Source organism: Psychrobacter sp. bablab_jr014 (assembly GCF_016464015.1).
GTDB lineage: Bacteria > Pseudomonadota > Gammaproteobacteria > Pseudomonadales > Moraxellaceae > Psychrobacter.
Map to the genome: position 1 here is coordinate 23713 of NZ_JACDXT010000004.1, position 18482 is coordinate 42194.

23 protein-coding genes are annotated in these 18482 nt (G+C 46.9%); all 23 read right to left on the reverse strand.

From position 1 onward, the window contains the following. Window positions 1-31: 31 nt before the first annotated feature. Complete coding sequence (locus JIE71_RS00740) at window positions 32-574, reverse strand: hypothetical protein (RefSeq protein ID WP_199506822.1); 543 nt, start codon at window positions 572-574, stop codon at window positions 32-34. After that, window positions 567-2153 (reverse strand): hypothetical protein, encoded by a 1587-nt coding sequence (locus JIE71_RS00745; RefSeq protein ID WP_199506823.1) that lies wholly within the window; start codon window positions 2151-2153, stop codon window positions 567-569. The genes JIE71_RS00740 and JIE71_RS00745 overlap by 8 nt, the downstream gene beginning before the upstream one ends. A 7-nt stretch (window positions 2154-2160) precedes the next feature. After that, complete coding sequence (locus tag JIE71_RS00750; RefSeq protein WP_206767424.1) at window positions 2161-2847, reverse strand: hypothetical protein; 687 nt, start codon at window positions 2845-2847, stop codon at window positions 2161-2163. Then, entirely contained in the window at window positions 2817-3707 is an 891-nt protein-coding gene (locus JIE71_RS00755; protein ID WP_199506824.1) for a hypothetical protein, read from the reverse strand. The genes JIE71_RS00750 and JIE71_RS00755 overlap by 31 nt, the downstream gene beginning before the upstream one ends. A gap of 36 nt (window positions 3708-3743) precedes the next feature. Further along, window positions 3744-4025 carry a hypothetical protein gene (locus JIE71_RS00760; RefSeq protein WP_199506825.1) on the reverse strand — a complete coding sequence of 94 codons (282 nt, stop codon included), beginning with the start codon at window positions 4023-4025 and terminating at the stop codon, window positions 3744-3746. Between the two features lie 17 nt (window positions 4026-4042). Beyond that, window positions 4043-4489 (reverse strand): hypothetical protein, encoded by a 447-nt coding sequence (locus JIE71_RS00765; protein WP_199506826.1) that lies wholly within the window; start codon window positions 4487-4489, stop codon window positions 4043-4045. A 2-nt stretch (window positions 4490-4491) separates the two neighbouring features. Next, on the reverse strand, window positions 4492-5079 hold the full coding sequence (locus tag JIE71_RS00770; RefSeq protein ID WP_228284481.1) for a hypothetical protein: 588 nt from the start codon (window positions 5077-5079) through the stop codon (window positions 4492-4494). Between the two features lie 131 nt (window positions 5080-5210). Further along, the gene (locus JIE71_RS00775; protein WP_199506827.1) at window positions 5211-5621 is read right to left on the reverse strand and encodes a type II toxin-antitoxin system HicB family antitoxin; all 411 of its coding nucleotides are present in this window, start codon (window positions 5619-5621) and stop codon (window positions 5211-5213) included. A 191-nt stretch (window positions 5622-5812) separates the two neighbouring features. Further along, window positions 5813-5995: a type II toxin-antitoxin system HicA family toxin gene (locus JIE71_RS00780; protein WP_199506874.1), complete on the reverse strand. Its 183-nt coding sequence runs from the start codon at window positions 5993-5995 to the stop codon at window positions 5813-5815. 114 nt (window positions 5996-6109) lie between these two features. Continuing rightward, a complete protein-coding gene (locus JIE71_RS00785; protein WP_199506828.1) occupies window positions 6110-6742 on the reverse strand; it encodes a hypothetical protein in 633 nt (210 codons plus the stop codon). A gap of 9 nt (window positions 6743-6751) precedes the next feature. Continuing rightward, complete coding sequence (locus tag JIE71_RS00790; protein ID WP_199506829.1) at window positions 6752-8212, reverse strand: hypothetical protein; 1461 nt, start codon at window positions 8210-8212, stop codon at window positions 6752-6754. Then, window positions 8193-8522, reverse strand: a complete 330-nt coding sequence (locus tag JIE71_RS00795) for a hypothetical protein (protein WP_323126899.1) — start codon at window positions 8520-8522, stop codon at window positions 8193-8195. Before JIE71_RS00795 ends, JIE71_RS00790 begins: the two co-directional genes overlap by 20 nt. Beyond that, window positions 8522-8926, reverse strand: a complete 405-nt coding sequence (locus JIE71_RS00800) for a hypothetical protein (protein WP_199506830.1) — start codon at window positions 8924-8926, stop codon at window positions 8522-8524. The genes JIE71_RS00795 and JIE71_RS00800 overlap by 1 nt, the downstream gene beginning before the upstream one ends. Beyond that, entirely contained in the window at window positions 8919-9467 is a 549-nt protein-coding gene (locus tag JIE71_RS00805) for a hypothetical protein (RefSeq protein ID WP_199506831.1), read from the reverse strand. Before JIE71_RS00805 ends, JIE71_RS00800 begins: the two co-directional genes overlap by 8 nt. A 143-nt stretch (window positions 9468-9610) precedes the next feature. Beyond that, window positions 9611-10498 (reverse strand): hypothetical protein, encoded by an 888-nt coding sequence (locus tag JIE71_RS00810; RefSeq protein WP_199506832.1) that lies wholly within the window; start codon window positions 10496-10498, stop codon window positions 9611-9613. 63 nt (window positions 10499-10561) lie between these two features. Beyond that, window positions 10562-11932 (reverse strand): hypothetical protein, encoded by a 1371-nt coding sequence (locus tag JIE71_RS00815; RefSeq protein WP_199506833.1) that lies wholly within the window; start codon window positions 11930-11932, stop codon window positions 10562-10564. 76 nt (window positions 11933-12008) lie between these two features. Beyond that, on the reverse strand, window positions 12009-12659 hold the full coding sequence (locus JIE71_RS00820) for a hypothetical protein (protein WP_199506834.1): 651 nt from the start codon (window positions 12657-12659) through the stop codon (window positions 12009-12011). Between the two features lie 10 nt (window positions 12660-12669). Beyond that, complete coding sequence (locus tag JIE71_RS00825) at window positions 12670-13002, reverse strand: hypothetical protein (RefSeq protein WP_199506835.1); 333 nt, start codon at window positions 13000-13002, stop codon at window positions 12670-12672. An 85-nt stretch (window positions 13003-13087) separates the two neighbouring features. Continuing rightward, window positions 13088-13924 carry a hypothetical protein gene (locus JIE71_RS00830; RefSeq protein WP_199506836.1) on the reverse strand — a complete coding sequence of 279 codons (837 nt, stop codon included), beginning with the start codon at window positions 13922-13924 and terminating at the stop codon, window positions 13088-13090. Between the two features lie 71 nt (window positions 13925-13995). Next, window positions 13996-14694, reverse strand: coding sequence for a hypothetical protein (locus tag JIE71_RS00835; protein ID WP_199506837.1), 699 nt, complete (start codon window positions 14692-14694; stop codon window positions 13996-13998). 93 nt (window positions 14695-14787) lie between these two features. Continuing rightward, window positions 14788-16632 carry a hypothetical protein gene (locus JIE71_RS00840; RefSeq protein WP_199506838.1) on the reverse strand — a complete coding sequence of 615 codons (1845 nt, stop codon included), beginning with the start codon at window positions 16630-16632 and terminating at the stop codon, window positions 14788-14790. A gap of 119 nt (window positions 16633-16751) precedes the next feature. Beyond that, window positions 16752-17321 (reverse strand): hypothetical protein, encoded by a 570-nt coding sequence (locus JIE71_RS00845; RefSeq protein ID WP_199506839.1) that lies wholly within the window; start codon window positions 17319-17321, stop codon window positions 16752-16754. After that, a complete protein-coding gene (locus tag JIE71_RS00850; protein ID WP_199506840.1) occupies window positions 17318-18481 on the reverse strand; it encodes a hypothetical protein in 1164 nt (387 codons plus the stop codon). Before JIE71_RS00850 ends, JIE71_RS00845 begins: the two co-directional genes overlap by 4 nt. Between the last annotated feature and the right edge of the window lies 1 nt (window position 18482).

Sequence of the window (18482 nt, forward strand, 5' to 3'; positions counted from 1 at the left end):
CATGAGTTTCAATTGAAAATCGACTTTTTAGCTACCTCTCAAACATCAACGGCCGTATCTTCTGAAAAGTAATCGGCACCTTGACAATCTCACTGCGCCCCGCGCTACTCAAGTCCGTCTTGCCCTCCTTGACCGATACCAGCCATGACCGCCCAAACACGGGTTTTGCATTAATATCATTATGGTTTAATAGATTGATGGTCAGTTTAAACGTGTACTTTTTGGGCTCATTGACCGTACCATCACCTGGTGCGGCGCACGTATAACAGCGGCGGTATGAATTAAAAATAGCGCCCTTGACCGTCTCGATGAAAGTCATATCAATGGTGTCTTCGCTTGTGCCAGTGATATAGCCGCCTTGGTGCGCGCCAGCCTTAAACGTCTCACTCTCAAGGCCACCGTATGATAAGTCCGTATCCGTTACCAAGTAGCGCAAACTTTTATCTTTAAACCAAGGTATATCTGCACCAATACCGAACACGTCTTCTAAGCGTACTTCATACGCGCACTGCATCAGCACACCATGCGCTTTAGTCTCACCGTACAGCTTTTTTAACTGCATCATTCTATTCATAATCGAATTCCATGTCTTCAGGTAGAGGCTCGCCCTCACCCATCATGTGCCCATCTGTCTGCTGTGCTTGCGCGCAAATATACTTGGCAATTCTGGCCGCCTTATCACTGTCATAGCCCATCTCATCCTCAAGCATCATCTGTGTGCCGTAGAAATCAAGCCCAAGCTCTCTGATAGCCATGAATACCTGCGTTTGTAGTAACGTCGTATTAGCGCGGTTCTGGCGATTGGTAAGCGCTTGCGTGGCTGCCGCCGTCTGGTCGCTATAAAAATTAATCTGCCACGGATAATCACCTTCTGCAAAATATTTGCCGTATTTAATACCCCAATGTACGCTCATTAAATGATTATAGCCGTCTGTTAAGGCACTACGAATTAGGGGAGAACGGCGCATAATCTGTGCTGACGTATGAAATGCTGCACCATCACCTAGACCACCAGCCAGCATATCGGCCCAGCCAATCAAAGATAGGTCCATTCCCAAGCCGCCTGCCAACTGACGAAGCGCCAGCATAAGCGGCTGATCAGTCAGCGGCGTCATACGCTGTGACATATCACCGACCGATTGCAAAATCTGCTTTTCGCCATACTGCGGTACTATGTGAAAACTTGGGCCCCACAATGATTCTTTACCTGCAAAGGCATCCCGCACGCGCTGACGATAGTTTTTTAGCAAATCAGTAAGGCGCGAAAAATACTTTCTTTGCTGTGAATTGGGCATCCCTTCCATATTGACGGTAAGGAAAGTCTGCTTCACACTGTCGGCAATCTGCTGATTGTTTAGTGCTGCACGGGCAATGGTCACATCGCGCCATGGATCTTCAACTTTGTACAAAAATGAGCCGCCTACCTCAGCGGGTAAAATGGGCATATCATGCGCGCTGTCATACATCATGGCCTTAGTGTCTTGCCATGCCTGTACCTGCGTTTGCGGTACATAGTCGATACGTGGCATTTTAAAGCGTAGCATCTGCTGGGCGTTCAATTTGGTAATGACACGCTGCTGCTTTTTTGCCTCTAAGATATGATAGCCGATAGTCTCCCCTGCGCGCTCGAACGGCATGATTAGGGGCGGTATGGTAAATTGATTACTAATTAAGCCCTTCACCCCTTTTTTATCAAATAAGATACGCGCATAGCTATCACCGAACCCGACGGCTTGCGTTGCTAGTGCTACTGCATAACGGTTTAGAATAGGCGCAATAATTTTTGCTTCTCGCTCTACGCGCTCTCGAAGTTCACGCGCACGTTGACCGCCTGTTCTAATGCTATCATGCGGCGATATAAACACCATGTCGCCCGTGCTTTCATGGCAGCCTAGCGCCGCGGTAACGTGCAGGCTTAGGGCTTCTGACACCTGCGGGTCTTTTTGCATCAGTTGCCACATCGCATAGATTTGCTGGCGGGTACGTTCAGGGTTTTGGCTGGTGGCGGCTGGCGTGCCCAGCGCCATCTGATTAATGGCTTCATAGCTTTGGTCAACGTCATTAATGCCTACTAAGTTTTGATGCTGTTCTTGGCGCATCTGACGGTTATCAATCAGCGCCCCTGCTAGATGTCTTTCTAAATTGAAGCCCATATATCACCTATATTAAATTTGGAGTGCCAGTGTTGCCGCTACCTGGCTCGGTACCGTCATGTGTATGCCCTACTTGAGATATGCCACCAGCAATCACATCAATAGATACTGTCATCGTGCCGTATGTCATTTGATTGCCGTAAGACACACTGTCACCGTTAACGGTTTGACTGCCATTAACTGTGTGACTGCCTGTTATGAAGTAATTACCCACTTGGTTGATGTCGCCTTTTACGTTGGTTTCTGCGATAACGTCGAACGTATTGGCGTTAAGGGCAATCACGTCGGCATCGAGGTTTATTTTTTTAGCCTTGATATCAATAAAATCTTTGGCATCTAAAGTAATACTGGTACGTGCCAGCAGCTCAATATTTTCTTGACGTATACGGCGTACATCGACAAGCGCGCGCCCTTGGCCGTGACGACGATAAAAAGCCACTATGGGCATACTGGTATCGCCTTGCTCAAAAAACACCCACACATCAGCACCCGCCAGCAACTCGCGTTCAGTATCGCGGTCATCATCGCCAATGGGATACGCAAGCATGGCCGTGATACCCTCTGGCAAACCATTCGTAAGCCCTTCGATGGTCACTTTAGCGGTTCGGCCATCCTTGTCATAACTGACCAGCTTTGCAGGGTGAAAAAAGGGGCTAATGTGGCTCACTGCATCTTCTCCACTTGTGCCAGCCATGCTTGAGTCGCCATGACGCTATTACCTCCTGCCGCGCCCGTATCATAGCGATGGGCAGCGGTTAGCGTGGTTAAGCGCTGATCGTCTACTCGTACCAGCTCACCCGCGTTCAGACGTGCGTCAAGCTGGCGGGTAATCGTGGCTTTGGTGATAAGAACACGCTGCAAGTTTTGCAGCTCTCGTGTATTGACGCGCGGGTAATAACCGATACTGCGCTCACTATGCGTCTGACCGACAATATCGCTGCCGTTATCATCAATAGACAGATAATTGATATTGCCACGGCGTACCGCATTAGGATTCTCTACCCACTGTACGGCGCTTCTATCAAACAATATGCCTTCGCCGTTAAACAACTCATTAAGACCCATAACGGCTACTCGGTTGTCTTTGTGGCAGATCACCGCCGCTTCGCGCTGTAACGCGGCCGCAATAGCCGTGGTCGGCATTTGGCCTTTTAGACAGATAAACCGACTGATTTTAATGTCTTGCTGTATGCGGATTTTTGCACCCAAAGCGCGGTATATCTCATTAAAGCTGGTGTCCTCCAAACTTACAGCGCGCTTGGTAACACCAATAAGCGACTGACAACCTGCCAGCACAGCGATGACGTGGATGGCAGCGATACGCCGCCCTGCTTTGACGCCTTGCTGATTAATAACTTGTGATTTGACCACGGTAAGCTGTACACCGTTTGGCATAAAAAGCATCGCATCTATCGCAAGCAGCTCATACAGTGCTTCATCTGCCCGTACCACCAGCTCAATGGTGACAGGAACGGGCACAAGGTCGGTACGGTAGATGGCGCTGATTAAGCGCTCAGCGCCGATATGACTGCCATCTTCTAATTGGATATTCATGATGCGTCCTTAGCTAAACTGGTGCGCTGGCTTGCATTACAGGGCATCCCTGATAACCACAACGGTCGCTTCATTATCGGTATTTAGCTCATTTAAGCGCAGCCAAACGGGGGCCGCGCGGTGAAAATTGACAATATCAAACAGCCTGATTCGCATAAACGCCTGCCCATCGCTGGCTGGCATATCTTGACCGATATAAAAATCAAACTGCAATTTATCAAAGGTGCTTCTGTCATTGATGGACTGCACTTCACACTGCCCGTCTGATATTTTTTTCCATTCTCGCGTGATATTTTCGACTATGGTTGTTGCCGTCATAACGACTCCATTATGTTTTATAAATCCCAAAATCCAGACAAATTGATAGCGCCGTCTTTGTCATCCTCACCCAAATCAAAACTCGCTGGCATAAACTGAAAAGCCTCTTTTTTCATGGTCGCCAGCGCGTCTTTATAAAGCTGCATGGCTTCACTGGTGCTTATACCCGCATTGGGTTCTTGCATCGCCTCCAAGCGGCGCGCCTGCGTTAAGTCGCAATGCGCCAATACGACAGGCTGCATAATCTCCCAGTCATCTACCGCGATAACGGTAGCGCTATCAATAGTAAGCACGCCGTTATCATCGGTAGCCGCCAGCTCACCCGACCATGTGTGATAAGCCTTTGCTGCATTGATGACGATTTTTAGCACTTCTTCATCAAGCAGCGATGACCCCGTGGTCAGTAGCTCATCGTAAAGCTCATTGGCGACCTGCTCGATGCTACCGCGCTTTACTTTGTCCATGATTAAATGCTCACGCCATTAAGCGCTGCAAGGTTATTAAGTGCTGAGCTAATAGTACTTGCCAGCGTACTATCGTTGGTTCCCAAGTTGCCCGACTCACCGAAGTACATATAGGTACAGGTCGCCTGCACCTGCAAAATCTGATTGCGCGATGACGCATCAATATCCCCGCCGCTTTCAAAAGCGATATTTAAGTCGAGAAGCTCATGTACACGCCCTACCGAATCACTGGCTTTATGACCTTCATAGATTTTGGCAAGGGGCAATACGCCGTTATAAGTCGGCGAGTTAATCGCGGCAGCAAAGTTGGCAATAGCACCCGATTCGGTTTCAATCAGCGTCCACTGACCTTCAAATTTGGTCTTTACCGTACCTGGTACAGATGCTTGCAGCCCATTGGCATAATCGACTTCGGCGGCATCAAGGCGGGTTTGAATTGGACGTTGAAAGTTTTGAATAAGCAGACGGATATTTTCAAAGCCCGTAGGGATAAGCACCGCATTACAGGCCAGCATCGCTGCGCCCAATTCTTTTGCGGTAAGGTAGTCTTTTTTCATGCCTGCGCTGCTGGCGCTTAGGTTCGGTTTCATGATGGTGGCCTTATGTATGTTGATAAGGCTATTGTGACAAAGATAAATGGCTTGCTTGAGGCATGTTCCGTGGTTTGAGTGGACATAAAAAAAGCCTCGCAGATGCGAGGCTTTTTATTAAACAGCAAATATTAATGAGCAAAAAAACTCTTCTCTGCCAACAATGCAATAAAGTTACTTCTGCTCTTATAGCGCTCTTTATTGCTTGCCACTTTTTCATCAATCATGTGAATCAGGCGACTTGGTAAAGTTACATTGATTTTTTCAGTTTTTCCGAGATAGCGGTTTACATCAACTGGTGCTAAAGCCCAAGTTACCCCTGCGTACTCAGGATTATCCATATAAGCGCCGATATCAGAAGGAAGTGGGATTTCTTCTCCGTCTTCTACCAAGCCTTCTAGGTGCAGCTCGATAGCCTCAATCGCCATATCAACGGCGTCTTGATAGTTGTCAGCAGCAGAAAAGCACCCTGGTAAATCAGGCACGCGGATACCATGCGCTGTATGGCTATCCCCTCTCTCGATTGCGATAGGATAAAACATGGCTAGTCTCCTTTATTGAGGTTCTATTAGTTCAAAAATAAATCTTTAAGCAGAACGTACACAATATTTTAAAATTATTTAGTAGAGTCTCTTTCCATATATCCCTATATAAAAAGAAATTTCTTAAATCAGCTACAGTAAGTCGTTAGCCCTGCCTCTAGGACAGGCTAACTCTTTCTATAGCCGCTGGGTTATTTCAACCCAGCTTGTTTTAAAATACTATTAACAGTGCCTTTTGGTAGGTCTTTTTTAGGGTGTGGAACAGTAACCCTGCCCCTTTTCGTGTCATGCTTGTATTGATGATGACTTCCCTTTGTGGCAACTAAGTACCAACCATCTGCTTTGAGCATATTTATAAGCTCAGAAGAACTAATAACCACCTCCTATAATAAAATTTGTCTCGTTTATGATTATAACTCTAGGGTTATGAATCGTTATAGATAATATAACTCTGGAGTTATAATTTGTCAAACGCTTTTTCAAATTAATCAAGAAGGCGAAAAGTCAGCCACAGCAAAGACGTTCCCAGCCGCCGCCACCTTAACGCCCATATCTTCGGTCGGTGGCAAACTCACAGCAATTTGCGGAACCACTTGCCACGGCACAAGCCGCGATAACGTGGGTGCCAGCTCAGACAATTCTTGCACGTTAACCGCCGCGTCCAGCTCAATACGAATACGGCTGGTCAAAAATCTGTCTGAACGCTCAGTGTCAGTTAGATGCAAAGGGTATCTGTGCGCCAAGGTTTTAGAGTGCCAAAGTCTTACAATTTTATTTTGCTGTGGGTACAGCATATTGAGCACAAACTGTAAAAACCCCAGTCCGCGCTCACTTGCCAGCGCTTGCCAGTTAGCATAGATAATACGCATCAGCGTGTCGGATAAACCCTCGTCATCGCGTCTAAGTACAACCAAGCCATTAAGTTTAGTAAAGCGCTCGACCACCGACTGGCTGCCCTGCCACGGGACGCTATAACTAAAAATATCATTCAGCGCGTCAAGACAGTAATCATCAACCATTAACGCAAATACACCCGCCATGGCCTCCTCAAGCTCATTGGCTTTGTGGCTGTGCGTGATTGGCGCGATGAATTCGCTGGCGGGTAAACTGGTCTGCTGCATTATATGCCCCTACATCGTCCATACAGCATTGCCACTATCGGCATTGCGCGTTAGATTGATGGCAATCGTGTTTTCTGCCAAATACGCCCACTGGTGCGGCTTAATCGGCGTCTCTGCCACCGTCTCACCATCAACCACAAAATCGCTCACGCGGTCTTGAAAGGCGGGAATGCTGTTACGAATCTTAGTCGCAATCTCTTGTCTGTTAAAACCGTCCGCGTTGTGGTGAATAGCGGCCAATGAGCCTTTGCCATAGCTTGCCAGCAGTAGCTCTTTTATCTGTATGCGTACCGCGTCCATATCATGCACCGCTGCCAAGCGACCGCTGATAGTGATGTTGTACGGACGCTCTTCAACCGCGTGTACAATCACGCGCCCATCAAGCAAGCTATCCGCGCGCGCAATCAGATGCTTAATATCTGTTATCAGATGCTCTTGCTCGCCTGCATTTTTTGCGCGTACAGCCAAGTGCAAATGATTGATATGCTCAAGCGATGCGCCGTAATACTTATCATGCGCCGTCTCATTCCATGCTGCCATATAGTCAAAACGCGCCATGAAATGCTGCATTATCAGAAAGGTAAAATTGCCCATAAATACGGCATTTTGGTCATACATTGAGGGAAAACTTGCCAGCAAACGCATCTGATTGACGCTAAGCGGGTTTGCACCTGAGCGCTGCATATCGCCTGCCTTAAAGTAGAGGTTTAGACGACTCTCATCGGCGGTGTTTAGGCTAGCAAGTGCGGCTTGACCAAGGCTTGACGCTTCGACCACCCCATAACATTGCGTGATAGCAAACTCGTAGGTTTCACCCGCTTGTACCGTTTTACCTGCCCGCCCATCGGCACCAAAAATCACTTCAAGGTCGCGCAAATTGTCGCTTTGTAGCGTGTAGGCAGGCGCGCCTATAGCGGCATTCATAAAGTTTGGCGCATATTGATAAGACTCTTGTACTGTCGTATTGGTCACAGCAATAGCCGCAAAATACGCATCATCAGTCGTCGATAGTCTGACACTATAAAACGGCTCATTAATCGGTATAACCAACTCGCTACGCACAATAACACTCTGTTCGGCCAGTACCGTCTTACTCTCGCTTGCCGCCACAGTCACGGCCGCAAGCAAACGCCACTGTCTGCCTGTGCCGTCCTCTACTAAGCGTCCTTGTGATAGCGTCTGTGTCACGCCAGCGTCATTTTCAACGGTCAAAAGATGCTGGCAGGGCGTAGCGGCTGGCAAGATGGACTTGTTGATCGCATCGGCTTTAATAGTGCGGTCTTTTGACTTGATAAACGGCTCAACGCTGTTTAATGCACTATCACGCTGTAAATGCACAACAATCTCGGCAAGCGATACCATCATCGCGCGTACAGTAGGGTCACCTGCTCGCCAGCGCTGGGCTACGCTGGGATAGTCATTCAGCTTGCTTTCAATACTTGATAGCAGTTTATTGCGCTCTGATGTCATAATAATCCTGATTGGTATTGGTATCGTTGGTGTTGTCATCAAGCAAAATATCAATATTGCCAATGCTTAAATAAATGCGTTTGGTATCAAAACCACTGATTTCTTCATGGATTGATAGCTGGTCATCGTTTAATTGGTTGAGTATCGGTATTTGCTGGCGCAGCTGTGCTAATAACTGGTCGGCTGAATTGGCGCTCAATTCTCTTAGCAGTAGCGACCGCGTATCGGAGCCATAGCCTTGACCAAAATAGCCGTTTGGTGGCGTACTGAGCCAGTGATTCACCATGTCTCTAATCGTCGAGGCATCCACTACGACATTCCTCCCATACCGCCATAGTCATTGCCCTGTGGTGGCGTTTGCCCCACTGGGGCACTGTGATACCGTGTTGGGGTGATGGCTGTAACTACGGCATTAAATAAGGCCAATACTGGCGCAGACAGTGCCAACGCTGCTGTAATGCCTATTGCGCTAATACCGTCAGCGTCATAGTGTTGCATCAGCGCATATTGTCGCCATGCCAAAAACCACAGGACACTGGATAATAAGACGGTCAACACAAGAATAACCGCGCGCTTTTGTCTTAGCTCAAGCGCCAGCACATGCACATTACCTGCCGTTTGATGCAGGTTTCGTTTTACGGTAAAGACCATTTTGATGACCATAAGCCATAGCACAACGGTCAGCACAATATCGAGTATATAGGCATTAGTCATCGGCGGCGTCCCCTTGCTTGGCAGTCAGCAAGCGGTCAAGCTGGGCTTGTAGCTCATTCTTAGTCGCTGTCCGTTTAGCAATCTTTTCATCAAGAACGGCGATTTCATCATGCAAGGCGTTACGCTGCTGGGCTTTATTTTTTGGTGCAGTACGCGGGCTACGACTTTTTGGCAGCGCTACTTTTTTCTTAGCCTGTCTTTTATCAAAAGCCGCCTGTCCTTGTTTGACCATGTTGGCGATGATATCGACTGACGCATTAAAAGACGGCGCGTAGTCATTGCTATAGTCACCCGCCAGCTTTTGCATCTTGCCATTGATGTCGATGCGAAAAATATCAAACGCCTCACCCGCGACACGCAGATAAATTTTTACCGTCTGGCTATTCTCAAGCGCAAAGCTAACAGCGCGTGCGCTGGCTCCTGATACACGCTTGGTCTTCTCAATGGTGGTATTCACGATGGCTTGCCTGGTTGTCTTGGCTAAGCGATTGGCAAAATCTTTGACCAGCGTTGTTTTTTCTGTGATTTCTGATAGCTTCATTATGGCCTGTCCTAAAATAGTTGATGTTATCCATTTTATGAGGTTTTAATGGCTTGGCTGGCGGGTGTTCCGTGCTTGACGAGCAGGCAGACAATAAAAAGCCGCCTTATTCGTAAGGCGGCCTGGTAGGGTTAAATGTTGAATTAAATACCAATCGACTTTGAGTGACGACCCAAAGCCGCTTTCTGAATTGACGACACATCACCCTTATAAATGCCACGGCTTACGCCGATACCCAGTGAACGCATTGATTTGCGAATAGCAGAAGACGTACCACTTTTACGCCGTGCCTTGCGTAGCGCGTTTTTCTGAGCTGCTGATAGTTTCAAACTGCCTTGCATACGCTTATTCACAGTGACCACTTTGCCATTACGAACGGCTTTCACCGCTTTATACACAAGGGTTTTACCATTGACCTTTTTAACTGTTTTCTTGCCAGCGCGCAGCTTGGTTTTTTTGGCCGCATCAAACTGCATACTATCGTAGGTGTCGTCGCCGTCATCATCGTCTGGCTCAACGCTGTACACAAATGCCTTGGTAAAGTCCGCAATTTCATCATCGGCGGGCATGGCTTCCAACACCTGATCGGCAGCCGATAAAATGGCACTATCGGCCGTCTCAGTGTCCGTATCAAACAAATCATTGATAAGGTCATCATTGACGCCAAAAGTTGAAAACGCATCAGCGATATAGGCGGAAAAAACTTCAACCGTGGCACTGTCTAGTGCTTCGTCATCGTCATCATCGTTAAACGCTTGTGTCATCAAGCCGTCCAATGCTTCGCTGGGCAATAGTTCTTGTTCGTCGTAACCTTCGTCAGACAATAAGGCGGCCAGCAAAAACACCACTTTTAGCGCTTGCTGGCGCATCTGAAAAGTAACGGCCATTGCCATGCTTGCATCAATCAATTCATCGTCGATACTGTCTGCTGCTTGTTGGGCGGTCATTGAGTCAAATTGCACCTGCTCTTTTTGTCGCTGTGCGCGTTGGTCACGGCGGGCTGCCATGGTTGGGCTTAAAAATGAGGACATGATAATTTCCTTTTGTTTGTAGTTCGATCACTAAGGGTTGGGGCTTTTAAGTTTAGATAGCCGTTAGCGTGTCACGGTATCGTTAAAGATGACTTGACGTGCACAGCCTTCGGGTCGGCGGATAAGCGTTACATTTGCTTTTTCAAAACTGTTGTCAATCGGTGCTACGGTAAAGACATAATATTTACCGTCAAGCTCGGCGGACGGCTGTAATAAGCCTGCTGTGGCACATTGGTCTAAGAATTTGCTAGCTTCATCTTGTACGTCCTCGACAAAGCTACTCATTGCTTTTAGCAAATGCTTTTTGACAATACCAGTGACCACATTGGTAGTGTATGTGGCAATTTCAGCGGCATTGGTGAGTTTAAGCGCACTTGTTTTACTGTCATATTGAGTTAAAGCGTCTCCATATACCCAGCGCCCGCCATCGGCAAATTCTTCGTAAATGACGGGAATCACGCGCGCGGCGGCGATAGCGTTTTGCGCTTCTTCATCTAAGTCTACCCCTGCCATTTGTTCCATATCTTTGAATAAGATTGGATAACGATAGCCTGCGACTGGTTCATGAAGTGGTGGCACACCTGACTCGTTAATACGCGCATTGCGTAGTAGGTGTTTACCAAGATAGTCACCGATACAGGGTCTCCATTTTTTCCGCGCAAGTACGGTGGCAGCGCGAGCAGGACGTGATTTACTCGTATTCCATAGCACAGCACAGCGTGAATCGTTGATGTTAATGCTATTTACCAGTGCAACCATAGTTTGCCAGTTGGCAATGTCACCGACATCAAGCATTAAATGGCAGTTGCGCTTATTCATAACTTCCGCCGCGGCCTCAATAATCGGTAAGCTACTCATATCAGCAATGCCAATATAGTTGGGGCGCTGCTGGATACCCATTAAGCGCTTACGCACCTCATCAGGCGTAGCGTCCACAACTGCCGTGGCAGGCACGCTAAAGGTTTTTGATTTTTGGCGATACGCACCCAACGCGTTTAGCACGCCAGCGGTATCAAGTGCGCTTTTAATGGCGTTAGCTTGATTAGGTTCATAACTGGTAATTACATGGTCAAAAAAGTCATAATCGCCACCTAACGCGCCCACCATATCGAGCTTGCCCGCCATATATAGAAAGTCGGTGCCGTACTTTTCTTCTAGGGCTTCAATACCGCCGCCCGTGTACAAGCGACCTTCCACTTTTGTGATAGTCGCAGCTGTGATTTTGTCAGACAGTGTGATGTTAAAAATCAGATTATTAAGCGGGTCATCGGCTGGCGCCATGGTCTTGTTATCGGTCACTTTGACAGTCGCTACGACGTTATTGTCAAAGGCGTAATGCGTGTCTAGCTGGATGCTAGCAAGCGCACTGGGGTTGGGCTGTGTTTCCAGCACCATTGATGCAGCAAGTACGCTTAGGTAAAGAGTCTTTATCATAAAAAAATGCCTATACTGGTTGGTATGCAATCAGTATAGGCAAGGTTTTGAAGGGCTTTATCGCATGTTCCGTGGTTTAAGTATTAGAAAGTTCAGGTGCGCGCATGGTGAACGAACATTGCGTATTAAAGACAACGCATTCTTGTCCTGATTCATGCCGCGCTTTAACAAAGCCCATGCTTTCTACTTCAGCGCTGGTGTTAACTAGGCTAGATAACAGATAGTCATAAGCGTCGACATGAGGCGCGATTTGATCACCAATGTATAAATTTTCAATTTCCGCAGGTGTGCATTTTAAAAACTTAACGACAGACGGTGCTGTATTGATAACCAGCTGGAACTGCCCATCGCCAATCACATCATTAATAACTGACTGTAAAGTTTCAGGTGTAGCGTCATAAATTTTTATAGCGAATTCATCAGTAGCTATAACTTCGTCTGCAAGCAGATATTTCATTTGATCAAATGTATAGCCGACATAGCTCAAGTTATCAGGCCCGAGACGATAATCACCAATGTAAGTATAGTCAGCAATAGCAATCGGCAAGAGTAGCGTGTCATGCCATGATGTTCGCCCTGCAAACACATTACTCATCAACGATACTAGACGTGCGTTATCTTCTGACAATGGTGTGCCGTACTCTGTATTTGGCACTAAATCAGTGACAACAAAAATCTGGGCGGGTTTATCGTCAATTTGTACTTTTAAACATCCTGATAGTCGCATTTTTTTCTCCCTATTGAATGATATTAATATAGCTAGGCGCAAGCGTTTCAGAACTCCCACCTGCGGGCACTTGTGAATTACCTGTACGCAATACCATCACTTGATTTACACCAAGCGCAAATACGTCTTCTAAGGCAAGATAACTGGGATTACTTGGGTCATGCCCAAGCACCGCTTGATAATTATTAGCAGTGACTACCATGGCCTTATCCATTCTACCGCGCTTAAAGCGGCCAACGATGACGGCATTGGTCATAGCTGGCAGTCTGGGGCCTTCTGTTTTATCAATAAGCCCCTGATTTTGGATGCCTGGTGCATCGCCTAAAACCTTAGTTTCAATCATAAAAAATGCCTATATTGGTTGGTATACGACCAGTATAGGCAAGATTTTAAGAGTCATTATCGCGTGTTCCGTGGTAGATTTAGGGTTAGCTGATTTGCACAACGTCTCCTAAAACTGCTCTGGCGCAGCTCGTTATTACGATGGGGTCACCGTTGTCACTAGCACCAGGGAATCTATAATAGTCGTCCATTTCTTTAGATACACCCACAGTAGGATAAATTTTCACTGTTGTTTTTTCACGTTTGATAGATGCTATTTCATATCTTTCGGCGTTTACGCCATCAGACGCAGCATCGACGATTAAGTCGGTTATGTTATGAGTAGTGCCATATACTTCAATCTCACCGTTCGACGATATGCCACTGAATTGAACGGCAGCTTGTCCTTGCTGTATTACCTCAGGCGGTGAAACATTGAGGTTGGTAAAAAATGCGGATACAAACGCTATAGAATTACCATCACCTGCTGTCATCAAGTTAATAAACCGTAATTGGTATTGGTGAAACTCTGCTTGCGAAGCATCAAAAGAAGGTGTCTGAACTGTTATTTTCTCTTGATCATTGATGGACACGGTAAGATTTGCTGATGGTACAAAATCTTGAATAAATTCAAGATTAGAGGCTGTGCAGATAAAATCTTCACTGGCATTTGTGCTGCTGCCCGTACGCAGTACCGACACTTGATTTACCCCAAGTGCAAACACGTCTTCTACTGCTAAGTAACTGGGATTAGACGGGTCATGTCCTAATACGGCCTGATAATTATTGGCAGTCACCACCATGGCCTTATCCATTCTACCGCGCTTAAAACGGCCAACGATGACGCCGTTGGTCATGGCTGGCAGGCTAGTGCTCTCCGTTTTATCAATAAGCCCCTGATTTTGAATACCTGGTGCATCGCTTAAAACTTTAGTTTCAATCATAGCGACTCCTTATGAATATTTGAATAAATCGAAAGCTGCAACTTAGGTCTGTTGCAGCCGATCAAGCCTACTTACTCTTCGATTTTTAAGACGTCGCCACGCAGCGAACTAATTTGGTGAATATTGTCGGTAATCTGCTTCATAGATGCGGTAGCCGTTGGCTTAATTGTTACCGTTTCACCAGATTCAATCATCGTATTGCTCGCAGGCTCAAAAACAGCATACGCACCCGTGTTCGTTACCGAAATTTGCGCTGTCACACGCTTTGAAGTGCTAAACTCGCCCGCCAAGCGCGGCAAAAAAGGACGACGAGAAAAAAACGGCCAAGTATTAATACCTGTCGCTGCACTTTCATCTTTAGTGCTTGTATCGCCTGCCGCTGTTGCTCTGGGCTGATCATCTGTTTGTTTAGGTGCTTCTTTGCTTTCCGACTCAATAGCAGCTTCTTGCGTCTCGGTATCACCTGCCACAATGTCAGATTGCTGGCTATCTTCTTCACTGACTGGCTCGATATCGGTATCGTTTGCTTCAGACGCGTCTTTTGCTTCGGTATCCGTGTTGGCTTCTTCGGTGCTAAAATCCACGCCTTGATAATCCATCCAGCGCCAGACCAGTTCGGCTTTATCGTCGGTACTGGTGTACAGAGCGCCCGCATCGTCCAGCTTTGCTTTTAGTGTCTTGATGGTTTCATCAGCGTTAACCTTTTTAAAGTCTTCACGTTGGGCCAGCGCGTCTAAATTGTCGGGTAATGCTTTTGCTTGTGTGCTCATGGTTTTATGTCCTGTGTATGCGTCTATGCTTAATAAAACGCCCTTACTGCCACCATGACAGTAAGGGCGTGTGGCTTGCCCTATACGGGCTTATTAGATAGGTAAATTAATCATCTCAATCACGAATGATTGATCTTGATAACGTCCGATAGGGTTAATATCTGCGGCTTGGCGCATATACGAACCAGCATTTTGTTCAAACGCATCTGCATTTGATGACACAGATAGCGGTGGTACGACGTTAAAGCCTACAAACTGTGCTTTCATCTGCGATAATGGACGAGCAATACACAACGCGCGTGCTGTCGTTGGGCTACCTACGGTCTCGTCAAGTACGCCTAAAGATGGCGGAATGTAATAGACGTTCGCGTTACTCTTTTTCAGACGGCCAATCATATAAACACTACCGTTATCACCATAGCTATTTGAAGTTGATTCATAGTCACTGCCATCCATACCTGCGAAGAACACCGCACCTCGATCAGATACATAGATATCAATAGTGCCAATGACCATGCCTATAGCGCGGCTAAGGCGCGTACGACCTTTGGTAATGACTTGATTGATTTTGGTAGAGGCGCTGGCGATATTGGTAGGTGCAACACCGTTCGTATTGAAGTCATAAATCAACACTCGCCCTTCTTTGGCATCCGCGTTGGTAATGGCCATTTCATAAGCAGCGCGTAATAAACGGGCGTTTTGTTCTAAAATATAACGCGCTAGGCTGATATATTGACTGGCCGAGAAGAAGTCCAGACCAAGCTCATTAGCAAGCTGAGTAATGGCATCAATACTTGCGGTTGAAAGTGTGCGACTTGGGTATGCACGTAACGTTTCATACTCAGGCTGAATGTCCGTTGATGGCTCAGTTAGGATTTTTTTACCACTGCCGTCCTTACGCTCATAGTCGAACGAGACATCACCGACCACATCATCCTGCACTGGCACATCAAAACCTGCTGCTTCAGAAAAAGTGATTTCGATTTCTTGCGTATCAAGATTGGCAATAGCGCTTAGTGCTTGATATTTTTTGCCGCCAATAACCAGCGGCTTGCTATTGACCTGTAGCGAAAGCACGCCTGAAACATTGCTACTGCTGGAATAACCTGATGGACTTTGCGCGATGGTACGGCCTTTTAGCTTGATAAATACGCGACCTGCGATGAATGGCGCTTTAGATGAATTGGTATCAGGAACGAACTTTAGCGTATTGTGCGCGCTGGTTGCTTTGTCATATTTGGTGTGTACAGACAAGGTGAATTTAGCGGGTGTAGTCGCGTCTTTGGTCATGGTCAGCACATGACGGTTTTCAAAGTACGGTAGGCCTGCGCCAGAACCATCAAGCAATTCACCGCGACGTGCCGCTGCTAAATCCCGTCCAGCAACCATCTGCGTATGTACGATTGGCAGCTCATTCGCCCCTGTCGGGTTTGGCAGCATGGTCACAATAGGCAGTGCGTTAGCAATAGTTTGACTGATAAACACCTGCGTGGCAGCTGGTACGATAGATGTTGCGCTATGGCTACTGAAATTTAGACTATCAAAGGTATAACCCTCACCCAACTGCTTTTTTGATCCGTCCCCTAGCGCTGTAGAAGCAGTTACCAAGGCATTGGCAATAACCCAAGAAGATGGTGATTCACCGCCATTGCGTGCCTGATATTCAGCGATACCGTCTGAAATACCGTCAAACACCATTTGCTGGTCGGTTTGTTTTTGAAAATACTGATGGTTCAGAATGTTCGCTAAACTTGGTGGCAAATTTTCCATTGCCGCTTCACGGCCTGCTGGGTTTGTAGCAAGCATAGAATCAAATTGAACAGCATCTTCTTGCCCGCCTGCACCTTTCAATTTTTCAAAAAATGGCATTAGGCGCTGAGTGAGCTTAACCTCTCCACGTACTTTATCGATAAGGGCTAACGCTTGTTTTGGATCCATGTCGGTGTCCTTTGTTGATGAATGAATATGACCGATATGGATATACTAAGCGTCTTTTTAATACCTATTTTTTCGTGTTCCGTGATTTTGGCAGGCAAGCTAAAAATACGTGCACGCATTTACTCGTAAGGCACACGCACATCATCAATATTTTTCTCATCAAGTGCATTTAAAAAATCTAAATCAAAGCGCTGCGCCAAAAGATAGCGCACGCCAGCCTGTGGCAGCTTGCCCATCGCCATTGTGCCCGTGATTTCATAAAAGTCTTTGTAGCCATTTAATAGCAAGCAAACTAGGTCTGTCTTATGCAGCGTCCAGTTAGGCATTGTTTTTACTCGCTCATCGGCGTCTTTAATGTTGATGTCGTAGGGCTCTATATGCGCGATGGCACTAAAACTCTCAGGCACAATCAATGTGCCATTGTCATGCAGTGTCCCGCCCACGCTATCAACGATGATAACCATCGCATGACCCAACTTTTCGTAGTCAATGGCGTGCTCGTCGCTGTCTACGATAGACCCAAGACCGCCCCAGCTGTCCACATGACGGTCACTATTGCCATTGGGCGCTGGTAATACCTTTCTACGAAAAACTACAGCAGGAATGTTTTTAGGGTTACGCATAGTGACAATACGCCGTGACAGGCGTAGCCCTTTAGCGACTTGTACGTTCTCAATCCGCATACTCATGAATCTTTACCCCATTTGTTTTGATAGTCGGCAATCTCGCCTTGGTATATCTGTTTAAAGCGCTCTGGTACGTCCTTTTTAGCAAGCTGTTTAACCGCATACTGGTAGCTACTACGCTCTGCTTGAGTCGGCATATTCGCTGGCGTTGCGCGCCGCTGGCGTGATTGTTCGGCTTTGATTTCTTTAGCCGCGGTATCCAGCTCTTTTTTAATTTTACGGCTCCAATGCAAGCGACCGTTCCAATTATTGAGTGCCTGCGCCTGCCCTTTGACGTCTTTAGCAATCGCTGATTGCGACTTGCGATGTGATTTAATTTGATTATTAGCCCGTGCAATATCGGCTCGCATGTACGCTTGTATGCTTGCAACCATCGACGGGCTGCTAAGGTGCTTCATGACTCGCAAGACGTGCTTACATGCCACACCTGTTCCGTGTGGATTGCGTGTGGATGGATAGCGGGTTTCATCTATACCGTGATTATATTTACCGATAGTCGCAATGTAGCGATACCAGTACCGATGCCGTCCGCAATCGCAATCAAAGCGTATCTTGCCGTTCTTCAGTAGTTCTTTGATGGCTGTGACAGGCGGTACACGGCTGCGACCAGTGGTAAGTGCTGGATAGTCGATTAGCTCCACCGTCACGTTATGGTGCGTGTCTTTACTGCCCACACCCGCGTTGGTCATGATGTACAAAACATTTTTATCACGCTTGAAAACGGTCGCTAAATGAATCTGAGTATTTGCGCGCTTAATATCTTCAAATCGAGAGTTATTGATAACACCCTGCGGTGTGATACCGCCTGCAAACTTTTTTGAAGCCTTTTCGATGTTTTTCATAAAAGCTTCGAGCGTAGAAGCATCAAGCGCCTTTTTAATTTCGTTGTTGCGTACCGTGTCGCCCAGCGTAAACGCCAGTAGTTCTGACGTGCTGATGCCTGCCTTACTACTGGCTTTTTTGATGAGCTTATCCAAAGCTGCATCTGATAGCCTACGCCCAGTATCAAGCTCTTTTTGCATCTGCTTTTGATACTGATTGTGGCGGCTGGCAAGCTTGGTCTGTTGCGATAAAGCATCTGCCTGCTGCTCACGCCAGCGCCGTAGCTCATCGAGCGTCATACCGTTCATGATAACGTCTTGCTGGCTGGTATTGATTGGCATG